Genomic DNA, 14,155 nt, shown 5'->3' with positions numbered 1-14,155 from the left:
TGGCGGCGCGTCTACGGACAGGGCGCGTGGGTGACCTGATTGCCGCGGCACGGCGCGTACGCACGTCGCTCGCCGCGCAGACGGCTTGACAGGCTCGCGCAGGCCCCCGAGAGTGGCGCGCAACACGTCTTGCCCACTCACCACTACAAGGAAAGGAACCACGATGAGCGAATTCGACAACGTGACCGCACCGCCGCCGCCGCCGGCGGACACCGGCCCACAGGAAGACCGCACGGTCGCCCTGATCACCCATCTGTCGGGCATCATCGCCGGCTTCATCGTCCCGCTGATCATCTGGCTGATCAACAAGGACAACCCGGCCAAGTCGTTTCTCAACGACCAGGCCAAGGAAGCGCTGAATTTCCAGATCACCGTCGCCATCGCCTACGTGATCTGTCTGGTGCTCAGCGTCATCGTGATCGGCGGGCTGCTGATGCCGGTGGTGTGGGTGGTGAACCTGGTGTTCTGCATCCTGGCCGGAATCAAGGCCAACGAAGGCGTGGCCTACCGCTACCCGTTCGCGCTGCGCCTGATCAAGTAAGCGTGTGACCGTCGCGTAGCGACGAGAGGCCCGGCGTTCGCCGGGCCTTTTTTTTGCCTGCGTCCAGCGGCGGAATGTGCCGGACGGCGCCAGGGTTCGGCACAACAGGCTCCGCCCCGGCCTGGGCGCGCGGCCGTCCACGGCGCGATCGCCAAGAACGATGCAGTCTTGCTGCGTGCCGCGCAGAGGCGCGGCGGCATGGGAACCGGGACCCGGTGCCGCCTCGCGCCCGGTCGAGCGTACGCCGTGGTCGCGGCCCAAGGCGGGATCCCGCCGTGGCGGTATGTGCCTCGCGGATGCCTCCTATATCGAGTTTCGATTTCATCGGCGCCGTCGTTATGCCGAGCATGGCCACGCTGGATGTGCCGAGACGCGTCCAGTGCGGGCGTCTGCCGACGCCTGCGGCATCCCGCAGACCACCGGAGTCGGCCCCATGTCCATCCACAGCAGCAGTCAGAAGTTCATCGCGCGCAACCGCGCGCCACGTGTGCAGATCGAGTACGACGTGGAGATCTATGGCGCACAAAAGAAGGTGCAGGTTCCGTTCGTGATGGGCGTGCTGTCGGATCTGTCCGGCGCCAACGCCGACGCATTGCCGTCGCTGGAAGAGCGCAAGGCGGTGGAGATCGACGTCGATAACTTCGACGAGCGCCTGCGCGCGATGCGGCCGCGGGTGGAGATGGCGGTGGCCAATACGCTGACCGGCGAGGGCCTGCTCGAGGTCGACGTGACCTTCGAGAGCCTGCAGGACTTCTCGCCGGCCGCGGTGGTCAGGAAGGTCGCGCCGCTGGCGCAATTGCTGGAGGCGCGCACCCAACTGGCCAACCTGGGCACCTATCTCGACGGCAAGGCCGGCGCCGAGCGCCTGGTCGCCGAGGCAATCCGCGATCCGGCGCTGCTGCGTGCGCTGGCGGCCGAACCCAAGCCGGCGCAGGACTGAGGAGACGATCATGGCAAAGCACAGCAGTCAGGCCGCCGTCGCCGAGGCCGCCTCCCAGGAAGCGGCCGGCGGCGATTTCGCCGCATTGTTGAACCGCGAGTTCCGCCCGCGCACCGAGCGCGCCGCCGAGGAGGTGCGCGCGGCGGTGCGCACCCTGGCCGAGCAGGTGCTGGACCGCAGCGACATCGTCAGCGACGACCTGACCCAGACCATCAACGCCTATGTGGCCGAGATCGACCGCAAGCTCAGCGAGCAGGTCAACCAGATCCTGCACGCCCCGCAGTTCCAGGCGCTGGAAGGCGCCTGGCGCGGTCTGCACTATCTGGTCAGCAATACCGAGACCGATCCGTTGCTGAAGATCCGCGTGCTCAACGTGTCCAAGAGCGTGCTGGGCAAGAACCTCAAGCGCTACAAAGGTACCGCCTGGGACCAGAGCCCGGTGTTCAAGAAGGTCTACGAAGAGGAGTACGGCCAGCTCGGTGGCGAGCCTTACGGTTGCCTGATCGGCGATTACTACTTCGATCACAGCCCGCAGGACGTGGAGATGCTGCGCGGTATCGGCCAGATCGCCGCGGCCGCGCATGCGCCGTTCATCGGCGCCGCGGGGTCGGCGCTGATGGGGATGGAGAACTGGAACGAGCTGTCCAACCCGCGTGACCTGGCGAAGATCTTCACCACGCCCGACTACGCCGCGTGGCGCTCGCTGCGCGACAGCGAGGACGCCAAGTACATCGCCCTGACTATGCCGCGCACGCTGTCGCGCCTGCCCTACGGGGCCAAGTCCGATCCGGTCGAGGAATTCGATTTCGAGGAGGACACCGAGGGCGCCGATTCCTCGCGCTACACCTGGCAGAACGCCGCCTACGCGATGGCGGTCAACATCAACCGTTCGTTCAAGCTGTACGGCTGGTGCACCCGCATCCGCGGCGTGGAGTCGGGCGGCGCGGTGGAGGGCCTGCCGACGCATACCTTCCCCACCGACGACGGCGGCGTGGACATGAAGTGTCCGACCGAGATCGCGATCACCGACCGCCGCTCGGCCGAACTGGACAAAATGGGGCTGATGCCGGTGGTGCACCGCAAGAACAGCGACATGGCCGCGTTCATCGGCGCGCAGTCGCTGGCCAGGCCGGAGGAGTATGACGATCCGGACGCCACCGCCAACGCCGCGCTCAGCGCGCGCCTGCCGTACATGTTCGCCTGCTGCCGCTTCGCGCACTACCTCAAGTGCATCGTGCGCGACAAGATCGGTTCGTTCAGCACCCGCGAGCAGATGCAGGGCTGGCTGACCGATTGGGTGATGAATTACGTCGACGGCGATCCGGCCAACTCCAGCGAGGCGAGCAAGGCGCGCAAGCCGCTGGCGGCGGCCGAGGTGACGGTGGAGGACGTCGAGGGCAATCCCGGTTACTACACCTCCACGTTCTACCTGCGCCCGCATTACCAGTTGGAAGGCTTGACCGTGTCGCTGCGGCTGGTGTCGCGCCTGCCGTCGGCGCAGGGCGCCTGAACCGCGGCAACGCCGCATCTGCCGTTCGATGTTCCGTCACGCCCGCCATCCAGGCGCAGAGGGCGCGACCGCTGTGATCCACAACCCCTCTAAGGGAGATTCACCATGGCTTACGACATGCATCTGAAGTTCGGTTCCGGCGACGTCGAGATCAAGGGCGCCTCCAACCACAGCAAGCACAAGGACGAGGTGCCGATCATCTCTTGGTCGTGGGGCGCCAGCAACACCGGCAACCTGCATACCGGAGCGGGCTATGCGGCTGGGGGCAAGGCCAACGTGCGCGATATCTCGGTCACCAAGTACATCGACTCGTGCTCCAACGCCCTGCTCAACGCCTGTTGCACTGGCGCGCGCGTGCAGAACGCCACGCTGTACGTGACCAATGCCACCGGCGAGCAGACCGACTTCCTGACCATCGAGCTCAGCGAGGGGGTGATGATCACATCGGTGTCCACCGGCGGCAGCGGTGGCGAAGACCGCTTGACCGAGAACATCACCCTGCACTTCGGCAAGTTCAAGTACGCGTTCCAGCCGCAGGACGACAAGGGCAAGAAGGAGGGCGGTACCAAGGACTTCACATTCAACATGCAGGAAGTGAAGAAGTCCTGATCCAGACGCGCTTGCGCCGTTTTCCAAGGAGTTCACCGTGTCCTTTCCCGACGCTTCGCCGCACGAAGAGATCTCCCGCCTGCTCAGGGTGGGCGATCTGAATATGGCGCTGGAGTCGGCGGCCAGCCTGGTGCGCGGCAGCCCGGACGACGCCGCACTGCGCATCGGCCTGTTCCAGTTGCTGGCGGCCAGCGGCCAATGGCAGCGCGCCGGCGACCAGCTACAGCTCGCGGGGCGCTTCGACGCTGCGTGGTTGCCGCTGGTCAAGGCGTATGCGCGTGTGGTCAGCGCCGAGCATGCGCGCGCCCAGGTGCTGGCCGGGCAGATGCTGCCGCTGATGCTGGGCCAGGTGCCGCGCTGGCTGCACGACCTGCTGCAGGCGCTGCAGCACGACCAGCGCGGGGAAACCGTGCAGGCGGTGCAGCGCCGCCAGTTGGCATTGACCCAGGCCGAGGCGGTGGCGGGCGCGATCGACGGCCAGCGCTTCGACTGGCTGGGCGATGCCGATCCGCGCTTCGGCCCGTGCCTGGAGGTGGTGCTGGAAGCCGGCTATGCCTGGGTGGCGCTGTCGCAGTTGCGGCGGCTGCGCTTCGAAGCGCCGTCCGCGTTGCGCGATCTGCTGTGGCAGCAGGTGGAACTTACCTGGACCGATGGCGTCGTCGCTCATGGGGTGGTGCCGTGCCGCTATCCGGGCAGCGAACTGCGCGACGAGCCCCAATTGCGCCTGGCACGGCAGACCCGCTGGGAGGGCGACGGCGCGGCGGCGCGCGGGGTCGGGCAACGCATGCTGGCCAGCAGCCTGGGCGAGCATGCGCTGCTGGACGTGCGCCTGATCGAGTTCGACGTCTCCGCACAAGGACAAGCATCATGGCCGAACTGACCCAGCAGGAACGCTTGCAGCCCTCGCTGCTCGACCGCCTCAGCGACGACCGCCGCCACGAGCCGGCGGAAAGCCGTGAGGCGCGGACCATCACCGCGGCGCGGCTGCGCGCGTGCATCGTGCGCGACCTGGGCTGGCTGCTGAACTGTACCCGGCACCACCAGGCCGAGGATTTCGAGGCGCATCCGTACGTCGCCGAGTCGGTGCTCAACTACGGCATCCCCGACCTCGCCGGGGTGCTGCTGGCGGGGCTGGACGTGGCTACCCTGCAGAATCGCATCCGCGCGGCGATCGTGGCGTTCGAGCCGCGCCTGGCGGCGCCGAGCCTGCAGGTCACCGCGCAGGTGGACGCGCAGCGCATGGACCGGCTGACACTGACGTTCCTGATCGAGGCGCAGATGTGGGCGCAGCCGCTGCCGCTGGCCCTGTACCTGCGCACCGAGGTGGACCTGGAAAGCGGGCGCTTCACCGTGCACGACGGGGTGCACTGATGGACCCGCGCCTGCTTCATCACTACAGCCGCGAACTGCAGCACGTGCGCGAGATGGGCGCGGAGTTCGCCCGCGACTACCCCAAGGTGGCCGGACGCCTCGGCATGAGCGGCATCGAGTGCGCCGATCCCTACGTCGAGCGCCTGCTGGAAGGCTTCGCGTTTCTGGCGGCGCGGGTGCAACTGGAGCTGGAGGCGCAGCAGCCGGTGTTCGCCCAGCATCTGATGGAGATGCTCTACCCGCATTTCCTGGCGCCGGTACCGTCGATGGCGGTGGTGCAGTTGCAGCCGGAGGAGGGCGAAGGCATCGGTCCGGGCGGCCACGCGCTGGCGCGCGGCACCGCGCTGCGCTCGCTGATCGGCCACGGCGACCGCACCGCCTGCGAGTACCGCACCGCGCACGCGCTGACGCTGTGGCCGCTGCGGCTGCTCGACGCCGGCTACCTGGCCTCGCCAGCGGCGTTGGCGGCCGTCGGCGCGCCGGCCGAGCCGCGCGCTCGCGCCGCGTTGCGGATGAAATTCGCGGTCGGCGCCGGGCTGCGCCTGGACATGCTGGCGCTGGATGCGCTGCCGCTGTACATCGCCGGCGCCGACGGCATCGCCGGCAATCTGTACGAGCAACTGCACGCCAACGCGCTCGGCTTCGTGGTCCGCACCACCGGCGCCGACGGACGCGTGGCGGAGGTCCGCTACGACGCCAGCCAGATCCGCGAGATGGGTTTCGACGAGGAGCAGGCGCTGCTGCCGCCGGAGCGGCGCGCGTTCAGCGGCTATCGCCTGCTGCAGGAGTACTTCGCCTGCCCGCAGCGCTTCCTGTTCGTGGCCTTCGCCGGCCTGCAACGCGCGTTGCGCACGGCGGCGTGTCTGGAGTTCGAGATCTTCGTGCACTTCGATCGCGCACGCGAACGCCTGGAGGGCGCGATCGATGCCGACACGCTGCGCCTGCACTGCACCCCGGCGATCAACCTGTTCCCGCGCCGCGGCGACCGCATCCATCTGCATCCTGGCCTGTCCGATCACCATCTGCTCGCCGACCGCACCCGGCCGATGGACTTCGAGATCCACAGCGTGGATCAGGTCGAGGGCTTCGGCGACGGCCAGGACCCGTTGCAGCGGTTCCAGCCGTTCTACGGCGCGTCGGCGCGTGCTTGGCACGAGCCGCGTGCGGCGTTCTACACCCTGCGCCGTCAGCCGCGGCGGCTGTCGTCGACCCAGCGCCGCGACGGCGCGCGCTCCAGCTACGTGGGCAGCGAACTGTTCCTGTCGCTGGTGGACGGCGAGCAGGCGCCGTACGCGCACGACCTACGCCAGCTCGGTATGCGGCTGTTGTGCAGCAATCGCGATCTGCCGCTGCACATGCCGGTGGGCGTCGGCGCCAGCGACTTCGTGCTCGACCGCGGCGGGCCGGTGGCCTCCGTGCGCTGTGTCGCCGGCCCGACCCGGCCGCAGGCCGCTGCCGCCGCTGGCGATCCGCGTTGGCGCCTGCTCAGTCATCTGCAACTGAACTATCTGTCGTTGCTGGACGACGGCGACGACGGTGCCACCGCGCTGCGCGAGATGCTCACGCTCTATCACGATCCGCACGACGCGACCGCCACACGCCAGGTCGAAGGGCTACGCCGGGTGCGCTCGCGCCCGGTGGTACGGCGCCTGCCGCTACCCGGGCCGGCCGCCTACGGGCGCGGCCTGGAGATCACCCTGACCTGCCAGGAGTCCGCATTCGAGGGGCAGGGCGCGTATCTGCTGGCGGCGGTGCTGCGCCACGTGCTGTCGCGCCAGGCATCGTTGAACGCTTTCACCGAGACCGTGCTGTGCACGCTCGAACGCAACGAGGTGGTCCGATGGCCGGCACGGCTCGGCGATCGCCCGATCCTGTAGCGTTGCTGGGCGCGCTGCAGGCCAGTCCCGACGCCTACGAAATGTTCGAGGCGATGCGGCGGCTGGAGTGCGCGTATCCGCAGCATCCGCGCTCTGGCCATGCGGCGCGCCCGCAGGACGAGCCGGTGCGCTTCGCCCAGCGCGCGCAACTGGCGTTCCCGATGCGCAGCATCGACGCGCTGGAGCCGGGCGAGGGCGCCGTGCCGCCGCGCCTGCGTACCCTGCCGCTGGGCCTGTTCGGCCCGCAGGGACCGTTGCCGCTGCATCTGACCGAACACGCGATGGCGCGCCAGCACCTGTCCGCCGATCCGACCTTCGCCGCGTTCGCCGACCTGTTCCACCACCGCATGATCGCGCTGTGGTACCGCGCCTGGGCCGATGCGCGACCGACCGTGCAGATGGACCGTCCCGGCGAGGACCGCTTCGGCGCGCATCTGGATGCGCTGACCGGGGTCGGCCAGCCGGCGCTGCGAGGCCGCGGCGCGTTGCCGGCCAACGCGCGCCGCCACCATGCCGGGCGCCTGGTCGCGCAGGCGCGCAACGCCGAAGGCTTGCACGCCTTGCTGAGCGGCCTGTTCGAGGTGCCACTGCAGGTGCAGCCGTTCCGGCCCGGCTGGTTGCCGCTGCCGGCCGACGGCCGCCTGCGCATGGGCCGCGCCGCGGCGCGCATGGGCGAACAGGCCACGCTCGGCGCGCACGCGCGCAATGCCCAGCACCGCTTCCGCCTGCGCATCGGCCCGCTGGATGCGGCGCGCTACCGCGAGTTCCTGCCCGGCGGACGGGCATTGGCCGAACTCACCGCCGCGGTGCGCGACTACGTCGGCGACGAGCAGGAGTGGGACCTGCAACTGGTGCTGGCCCGTCAGGACGTGCCGCTGCCGACATTGGGGACCGCGCAGCGGCTGGGCATGTCGCTGTGGATGGGCCATTACCGCCGCCCCACCGATGCCGACGAACTGGTGCTCGCCGGTGCGTGACCCTTGCCTTCCCCCGCTGGAGCCGTCATGACCGAGATCTCGCGCGCCGCGCTGTTCGGCAAGCTCAACCCGCTGACCTATCGGGCGATCGAGAGCGCCACGGTGTTCTGCAAGCTGCGCGGCAATCCCGAGGTGGAACTGGTGCACTGGCTGCAGCAGTTGCTGCAGTTGCAGGACTCGGACCTGCACCGCATCGTGCGCCATTTCGCACTGGACCCGGCAGCGCTGGCGCGCGACGTCAGCGAAGCGCTGGAGCGGTTGCCGCGTGGCGCAAGCGGCGTCACCGATCTGTCGGCGGACGTGGAGGAGGCGGTCGAGCGCGGCTGGGTGCAGGCGTCGCTGGGCTTCGGCGAGGCACAGGTGCGCAGTGGCTACCTGCTGACCGGCATCCTCAGCGTGCGCCGCCTGCGCGCAGTGTTGGGCGGGATCTCGCGCGAGTTCGACAAGCTCAGGGCGGAGGCGTTGGGCGAGCAGTTCGCCGACATCGTCGCCGGCTCGCCGGAGGACGGCCAGCGGGCCAGCGACGGCTTCCGGCTGGGCGCGGCCGACGCTCCCGGCGCGGCCAGCGGCGCGATCGCGCCGGCGGCGCTGGGCCGGCAGGAGGCGCTGGCGCGGTTCACCACCGACCTCACCGCGCAGGCGCGCGAGGGCGCGCTCGATCCGATCGTCGGCCGCGACGAGGAGATCCGCCAGGTCGTGGACATCCTGATGCGGCGCCGCCAGAACAACCCGATCCTGGTCGGCGAGGCCGGCGTCGGCAAGACCGCGGTGGTCGAGGGTCTGGCCCAGCGCATCGCCCGCGGCGACGTGCCGCCGGCGCTGCGCGAGGTGGCGCTACGCGTGCTCGACGTCGGCCTGCTGCAGGCTGGGGCGAGCATGAAGGGCGAGTTCGAGCAACGCCTGCGCGCGGTGATCGACGAGGTCCAGGCCAGCCCCAAGCCGGTGATTCTGTTCGTCGATGAGACCCATACCCTGGTCGGCGCCGGCGGCGCCGCCGGCACCGGCGATGCCGCCAACCTGCTCAAGCCGGCGCTGGCGCGCGGCACGCTGCGCACCGTGGGCGCGACCACCTTCGCCGAGTACCGCAAGCATATCGAGAAGGACCCGGCGCTGACCCGGCGCTTCCAGGCGGTGCAGGTCGCCGAGCCGGACGAGGCCAGGGCGGTGCGGATGATGCGCGCAGTGGCCTCGACCATGGAGCGCCACCACCAGGTGCAGATCCTCGACGAGGCGCTGGAGGCGGCGGTCAAACTCAGCCATCGCTATATCCCCGCCCGCCAGCTACCGGACAAGTCGGTGAGCCTGCTCGACACCGCCTGCGCGCGGGTGGCGGTGAGCCTGCACGCAGTGCCGGCCGAGGTCGACGACAGTCGCCGCCGGCTGGAATCGCTGCGCACCGAACTGGACATCATCGAACGCGAACGCACGATCGGCATCGCCGTCGATACCCGCGCGACTGCCTGCACCCAGTCCCTGGCTGACGAACAGCAGCGCCTGGACGCGCTGGAAACGCGCTGGAGCCAGGAAAAGGCCTTGGTGGACGCGTTGCTGGCGCTGCGTGCGCAACTGCGCAGTGGCGCCGCGCCGGTCGAAGGCACCGGCAGCGCGCTGGAAACCACCGCCGCGCAGCAGATGCAGGATGCCGGCCGCGCCGCGCTGGCGGACGATGCCCGCGCCGCGCTGCTGGCGCGGCTGCGCCAGGTGCAGGACGAACTGGCTGCGCTGCAGGGCGAGTCGCCGCTGATCCTGCCGACGGTGGACTACCAGGCGGTGGCCGCGGTGGTCGCCGACTGGACCGGCATCCCGGTCGGGCGCATGGCGCGCAACGAGATCGACACCGTGCTGCGCCTGCCGGAACTGCTCGGCCGCCGCGTGATCGGCCAGGATCACGCCATGCAGACGATCGCCCGGCGCATCCAGACCAGCCGCGCCGGCCTGGACAACCCGGACAAGCCGGTCGGGGTGTTCCTGCTCGCTGGCACTTCCGGGGTCGGCAAGACCGAGACCGCGCTGGCCCTGGCCGAGGCGCTGTACGGCGGCGAGCAGAACCTGATCGCCCTCAACATGAGCGAGTACCAGGAAGCGCACACCGTGTCCTCGCTGAAGGGCGCACCGCCCGGCTACGTCGGCTATGGCGAAGGCGGGGTGCTGACCGAGGCGGTGCGGCGCCGGCCGTACTCGGTGGTGCTGCTGGACGAGGTCGAAAAGGCGCACCCGGACGTGCACGAACTGTTCTTCCAGGTGTTCGACAAGGGCTGGATGGAGGATGGCGAAGGCCGCCGCATCGACTTCCGCAACACCTTGATCCTGCTGACCAGCAACGTCGGCACGGAGCTGATCGCCAGCCTGTGCGCCGACCCGGAACTGGTGCCGGACCCGGAGGCGATGACCAAGGCGCTGCGCACGCCACTGCTGCAGGTGTTTCCGCCGGCCTTGCTCGGGCGATTGGTGGCGATTCCGTATTACCCGTTGAGCCAGGCGATGCTGGCGCAGATCGTGCGGTTGCAGTTGGATCGGATCAAGCGGCGCATCGAGGAGTGCTACCGGATCCCCTTCGACTACGACGCGTCGGTGGTCGAACTGGTGGTGAGCCGCTGCACCGAGAGCGAATCGGGCGGGCGCATGATCGATGCGATGCTGACCAATTCGATGTTGCCGGAGATCAGTCGCGAGTTGCTTCTAGGCTCAGGGCATCCGGATGAACTTGCGGCTATTACGGTTTCCACGGCGGAGGGAACGCTTGCTTATCGGTTTGATGCCGTGACTACGGAATCGAAGGTGACGATGGCGACACGTGCAGCGGATACGAGCGTCTTGCATGTCGTAAATGCAGATATTAAATAAATATTCGATGGAGGATAAATAATGTTCGTCCCATCAGGTCATACTCGAGTTCAAAGAAGCAGCGAACGTCCCTCGCGGCCAGCGAATCCACATGGGCTCCGTGTGGTGGTATGCGAAGGACATGGCGAGTTGATTCAGTCAAGCTCGGGAGTAAATCCAAGGTTCCGGGTGCCAGCGGGCATAGAGATCGTCATCTTTGGAATGGGAATGGGTCTCGACGATGAACACGGAGTCGCCATAGGAAAGAGCCGTGCATTGCCAGCCAGGTTGCCCACCGAATGGGATCCTCAGAGTTCCGAATACGATACCTCTTCAGCAGGCGGTGCGGTTAGGGTTAATACGCCGGGTCGAAGGATTTACCGCGTCAATGAGTTATGTCCCGATCTGACCCTGTACGCACACAACGAACCTGGAATGGACGCTATCACCCCGCCTCAGCCAGGTTCGTACTCCGCAAGCATAGGGAATCCGGTGACGCTTAGAACTATCTGCGAACAATACCGGCAAGAAGGGGCGCAGATATTCTGGGCTGCGTGCACCGTAAATCGGTGATCTCTGGTCGCACTGCGGTTTGGCTGAAAATCTTTGCTCTTAGTCGAGCCTCTAAGCAAGAGGCGCGTATCCGAATTTTCGGGCAATAGAGAAGAAATTCTGTCGAATAAACAGTAGCCTTAAGAGTCTCGTTATCCATAAAAATTTAATTCATGCGCACTGTGGATTCAATGGAGAAAATGAAATGCAAGTCAATCGACGAGATGCCGATTACCATCACGAGCAGTTGGAGCGGATGACGAATGCAGATCTCCTCGCTGTCGCCATTCTTCAAATCGCATATTCTGGCTCAAGAGCCCAGACCCCCGATTCTCAGCGTCTTATCCAGATGGATTGCGTCGCAGTCTATATGTCACGCAGCGAGTTCATCGTCGCCTCGAATACCGTCAAGTTGACGGATGAGATGGTGCGGCGTGCGTTGAACACGTTAGACGGAAGCATACCTAGGAGCATGACGGTCGCCATAGCCAATGACCTGGCCGATAGGTATGCCGAAGTGAAGAACATGCATGCTGAAATGAAGATTGTGAAATATTTTATAGATTATAACAGGCAGATGCAGGGCATATCGCTGGGAGTGTCGAAGCCTTGTTGCTCGGAGTGCGCCGTCGAACTCGATAAACGTGGCATCGTCTACTCGACCACGCACAGCACACCGAACCGAGGCGAATGGATTGCTCCGGGATGATACCTGGCGCGAGTTCGGGCAATGCCGGACAGCTGCGCGGGCATGCGTATTCCTGTCGGCCAGACTGTAGCTGCCCTAAACCGTCGCAGAGACGTGCTGTCCGGGCATGGCTCCGCCTGAGTTGGCGGCCGCCATGCAGCGATCGCGACCGTTGAACCTCTCCGGCACGGGCATGCCGGACCTATTTTCCGGCGGCATGCCTGGCATAGCGATTTTGGATTTCAGCCAGTGCGTCGCTCGCGGGCAGAGTGAGCGCATGCAATCGACGATCTCCTCGCCGCTCAGTCTGACCGCTCTGGGGGCTTGACCATGGCCCACGCGATCACTCTGCAATCGCCCCTCGGCAAGTCGCTGCGCTTCGTGCGCATGAGCGCGCGCGAGGAACTGGGACGGCCTTACGCGTTCGCGCTGCACGGCATCAGCCGCGATGTCGCGATCGATCTGCGTGGGCTGCTCGGCAAGCCGATGGCGGTGAAGCTGGTCTCGCCGCAGGGCGACAAGCGCCACTACCACGGCATCGTCTGTGCGGCGGAGCAGACCGGCTTCGAGCAGATCGAGGGGCTGCGCTACTCCACCTACGCGTTCAGCCTGGTGCCGAAACTGTGGCTGCTGGGCCAGCGCCGCGACTGCCGCATCTACAAGAACAAGAGCGTGCCGCAACTGGTGCGCGCGTTGCTCGCCGATGTCGGCTACAGCGACGTGAAGCTGCGCCTGAGCGCCAGCTACGCGCCGCGCGAGTACTGCGTGCAGTACCGCGAGAGCGGCCTGGACTTCATCAGCCGGCTGATGGAGCAGGAGGGCATCTACTACTACTTCGAGCATACCGCCAGTACCCACACCATGGTACTGGCCGACGGACTTGGCGCGCACGTGGCGGTGGCGCCGTTCGCGCGCATCCCGTATTGCCCGCCGGGGCAGAAGGGCAGCCGGATGAAGGATGCGATCACCGACTGGTCGCTGGCGCGCACCGCGCGCAGCACCCGGGTACGCCTGGACGACTACGATTATCTGAAACCGAAGACCTCGCTGCGGGCCAATGAGACGCCGGCCGAAAGCGCCGGCGCCGTGCTCGGCGACCTGGACGTGTTCGATTATCCGGGCGAGCACCTCGATGTCGCGACCGGCCGCCGCCATGCGCAGGTCCGCGCCGAGGCGCTGAACGTCGCCCAGGCGCAGTACCAGGGCCTGACCGATGCTTGCGGGCTGCAGGTCGGCGCGCTGTTCAAGCTGCGCGATTTCCCGCAGGCCGAGCACAATCAGGAATATCTGGTGGTTGGCGCGGACACCGAGCTGGTCGAGGTGGACTACGTTTCCGGCGGCGAGGAGGTCGCCGAGCCGTTCTCGTGCGCGTTCCGCGCGCTGCGCAGCCGCCAGCCGTTCCGCACGGCGCAGACCACGCCGCGGCCGACCATCGCCGGCCTGCAGACCGCGGTGGTCGAGGGCACCAGGGCCGAGGACATCGCGGTGGACCAGCACGGCCGGGTGCAGGTGAATTTCTTCTGGAGCCCGCCGGGGACGCCGAACGCGGACTGTTCCTGCCCGGTGCGCGTGGCGCAATCGTGGGCCGGCAAACGCTGGGGCGCGCAGCAGATTCCGCGCGTGGGCCACGAGGTGGTGGTGAGCTTCCTCGAAGGCAATCCGGACCGTCCGCTGATCATCGGCAGCGTCTACAACGCCGACAACCCGCCACCCTACGCGCTGCCCGCCAACCGCACCCAGAGCGGGGTGCGCAGCCGCAGCCATCCCAACGGCGGCGCCCAGGACTACAACGAGATCTGCTTCGAGGACCGCAAGGGCAAGGAGGAGCTGCTGCTGCATGCGCAGCGCGACCTGCGCCATGAGGCCGAACACGACGAAATCGGCGAGACCGGCAACGACCGCAGCCAAAAGGTGGGCCGCAACGACCGCCTTGATGTCGGCCGTTCGCTGCGGATCGAGGCCGGGACCGAGATCGACCTGGTATGCGGGCCGGCGCGGCTGCAGCTCCGGCGGACCGGCGAAGTGGTGATCAGCGGCACCCGCATCACCCTCGACGGCCGTGTCGGAGTGGCGATCAATGCCGGGGCCAGCGTCGAAGTGGCGGCGCAGGCCAGTCTGTTGATGCGCGCCAACGCCTCGGTGCTGATCCAGTCCAACGCGGTGGCCACCGTGCGCGCCAATGCCGCGCTCGTGCTGAATGCATCGGGGCCGGCGACGCTCAAAGGGACCCCGACGACCGTCGGGTCTTCGCTGGTCGTCCCATGAGG

General features: G+C 67.4%; 12 protein-coding genes. All 12 read left to right on the top strand.

From position 1 onward, the window contains the following. Positions 1–163 precede the first annotated feature (163 nt). The 12 genes from ISN38_RS03835 (at position 164) to ISN38_RS03785 (ending at position 14,153) form a co-directional block, all read left to right on the top strand. On the top strand, positions 164–541 hold the full coding sequence (locus ISN38_RS03835) for a DUF4870 domain-containing protein (protein ID WP_003467679.1): 378 nt from the start codon (positions 164–166) through the stop codon (positions 539–541). 433 nt (positions 542–974) lie between these two features. Further along, positions 975–1,481 carry a type VI secretion system contractile sheath small subunit gene (tssB, locus tag ISN38_RS03830; protein WP_003467682.1) on the top strand — a complete coding sequence of 169 codons (507 nt, stop codon included), beginning with the start codon at positions 975–977 and terminating at the stop codon, positions 1,479–1,481. A gap of 10 nt (positions 1,482–1,491) precedes the next feature. Further along, entirely contained in the window at positions 1,492–2,991 is a 1,500-nt protein-coding gene (tssC, locus tag ISN38_RS03825; protein WP_003467685.1) for a type VI secretion system contractile sheath large subunit, read from the top strand. 105 nt (positions 2,992–3,096) lie between these two features. Then, a complete protein-coding gene (locus ISN38_RS03820; RefSeq protein ID WP_003467690.1) occupies positions 3,097–3,600 on the top strand; it encodes an Hcp family type VI secretion system effector in 504 nt (167 codons plus the stop codon). A gap of 37 nt (positions 3,601–3,637) precedes the next feature. Beyond that, positions 3,638–4,480: a type VI secretion system accessory protein TagJ gene (locus ISN38_RS03815; RefSeq protein WP_003467692.1), complete on the top strand. Its 843-nt coding sequence runs from the start codon at positions 3,638–3,640 to the stop codon at positions 4,478–4,480. Next, positions 4,468–4,971: a type VI secretion system baseplate subunit TssE gene (gene tssE, locus ISN38_RS03810; RefSeq protein WP_003467697.1), complete on the top strand. Its 504-nt coding sequence runs from the start codon at positions 4,468–4,470 to the stop codon at positions 4,969–4,971. The genes ISN38_RS03815 and tssE overlap by 13 nt, the downstream gene beginning before the upstream one ends. Continuing rightward, on the top strand, positions 4,971–6,848 hold the full coding sequence (gene tssF, locus ISN38_RS03805) for a type VI secretion system baseplate subunit TssF (protein WP_058358443.1): 1,878 nt from the start codon (positions 4,971–4,973) through the stop codon (positions 6,846–6,848). Before tssE ends, tssF begins: the two co-directional genes overlap by 1 nt. Then, positions 6,812–7,825 (top strand): type VI secretion system baseplate subunit TssG, encoded by a 1,014-nt coding sequence (tssG, locus tag ISN38_RS03800; RefSeq protein ID WP_206712070.1) that lies wholly within the window; start codon positions 6,812–6,814, stop codon positions 7,823–7,825. Before tssF ends, tssG begins: the two co-directional genes overlap by 37 nt. 27 nt (positions 7,826–7,852) lie before the next feature. Beyond that, positions 7,853–10,669, top strand: a complete 2,817-nt coding sequence (tssH, locus tag ISN38_RS03795) for a type VI secretion system ATPase TssH (protein ID WP_058358444.1) — start codon at positions 7,853–7,855, stop codon at positions 10,667–10,669. Between the two features lie 21 nt (positions 10,670–10,690). After that, entirely contained in the window at positions 10,691–11,221 is a 531-nt protein-coding gene (locus ISN38_RS20780) for a putative adhesin (protein ID WP_386263178.1), read from the top strand. A 184-nt stretch (positions 11,222–11,405) separates the two neighbouring features. After that, the gene (locus tag ISN38_RS03790) at positions 11,406–11,909 is read left to right on the top strand and encodes a hypothetical protein (protein WP_003467702.1); all 504 of its coding nucleotides are present in this window, start codon (positions 11,406–11,408) and stop codon (positions 11,907–11,909) included. A gap of 309 nt (positions 11,910–12,218) precedes the next feature. Continuing rightward, the gene (locus tag ISN38_RS03785; protein WP_058361239.1) at positions 12,219–14,153 is read left to right on the top strand and encodes a type VI secretion system Vgr family protein; all 1,935 of its coding nucleotides are present in this window, start codon (positions 12,219–12,221) and stop codon (positions 14,151–14,153) included. Positions 14,154–14,155: the final 2 nt, after the last annotated feature.

It is taken from the genome of Xanthomonas translucens pv. undulosa, assembly GCF_017301775.1.
Taxonomy (GTDB): domain Bacteria; phylum Pseudomonadota; class Gammaproteobacteria; order Xanthomonadales; family Xanthomonadaceae; genus Xanthomonas_A; species Xanthomonas_A translucens.
Note: the sequence above shows the minus strand (reverse complement) of the source record. Positions and strands in the feature narration are given on the sequence as shown.

Coding starts and splice junctions, on each gene's coding strand:
- tssG (WP_206712070.1), top strand. CDS start 6,812: ATGGCCGGCACGGCTCGGCGATCGCCCGATCCTGTAGCGTTGCTGGGC.
- tssF (WP_058358443.1), top strand. CDS start 4,971: ATGGACCCGCGCCTGCTTCATCACTACAGCCGCGAACTGCAGCACGTG.
- ISN38_RS03835 (WP_003467679.1), top strand. CDS start 164: ATGAGCGAATTCGACAACGTGACCGCACCGCCGCCGCCGCCGGCGGAC.
- tssB (WP_003467682.1), top strand. CDS start 975: ATGTCCATCCACAGCAGCAGTCAGAAGTTCATCGCGCGCAACCGCGCG.
- ISN38_RS03790 (WP_003467702.1), top strand. CDS start 11,406: ATGCAAGTCAATCGACGAGATGCCGATTACCATCACGAGCAGTTGGAG.
- tssH (WP_058358444.1), top strand. CDS start 7,853: ATGACCGAGATCTCGCGCGCCGCGCTGTTCGGCAAGCTCAACCCGCTG.
- ISN38_RS20780 (WP_386263178.1), top strand. CDS start 10,691: ATGTTCGTCCCATCAGGTCATACTCGAGTTCAAAGAAGCAGCGAACGT.
- tssE (WP_003467697.1), top strand. CDS start 4,468: ATGGCCGAACTGACCCAGCAGGAACGCTTGCAGCCCTCGCTGCTCGAC.
- ISN38_RS03820 (WP_003467690.1), top strand. CDS start 3,097: ATGGCTTACGACATGCATCTGAAGTTCGGTTCCGGCGACGTCGAGATC.
- tssC (WP_003467685.1), top strand. CDS start 1,492: ATGGCAAAGCACAGCAGTCAGGCCGCCGTCGCCGAGGCCGCCTCCCAG.
- ISN38_RS03785 (WP_058361239.1), top strand. CDS start 12,219: ATGGCCCACGCGATCACTCTGCAATCGCCCCTCGGCAAGTCGCTGCGC.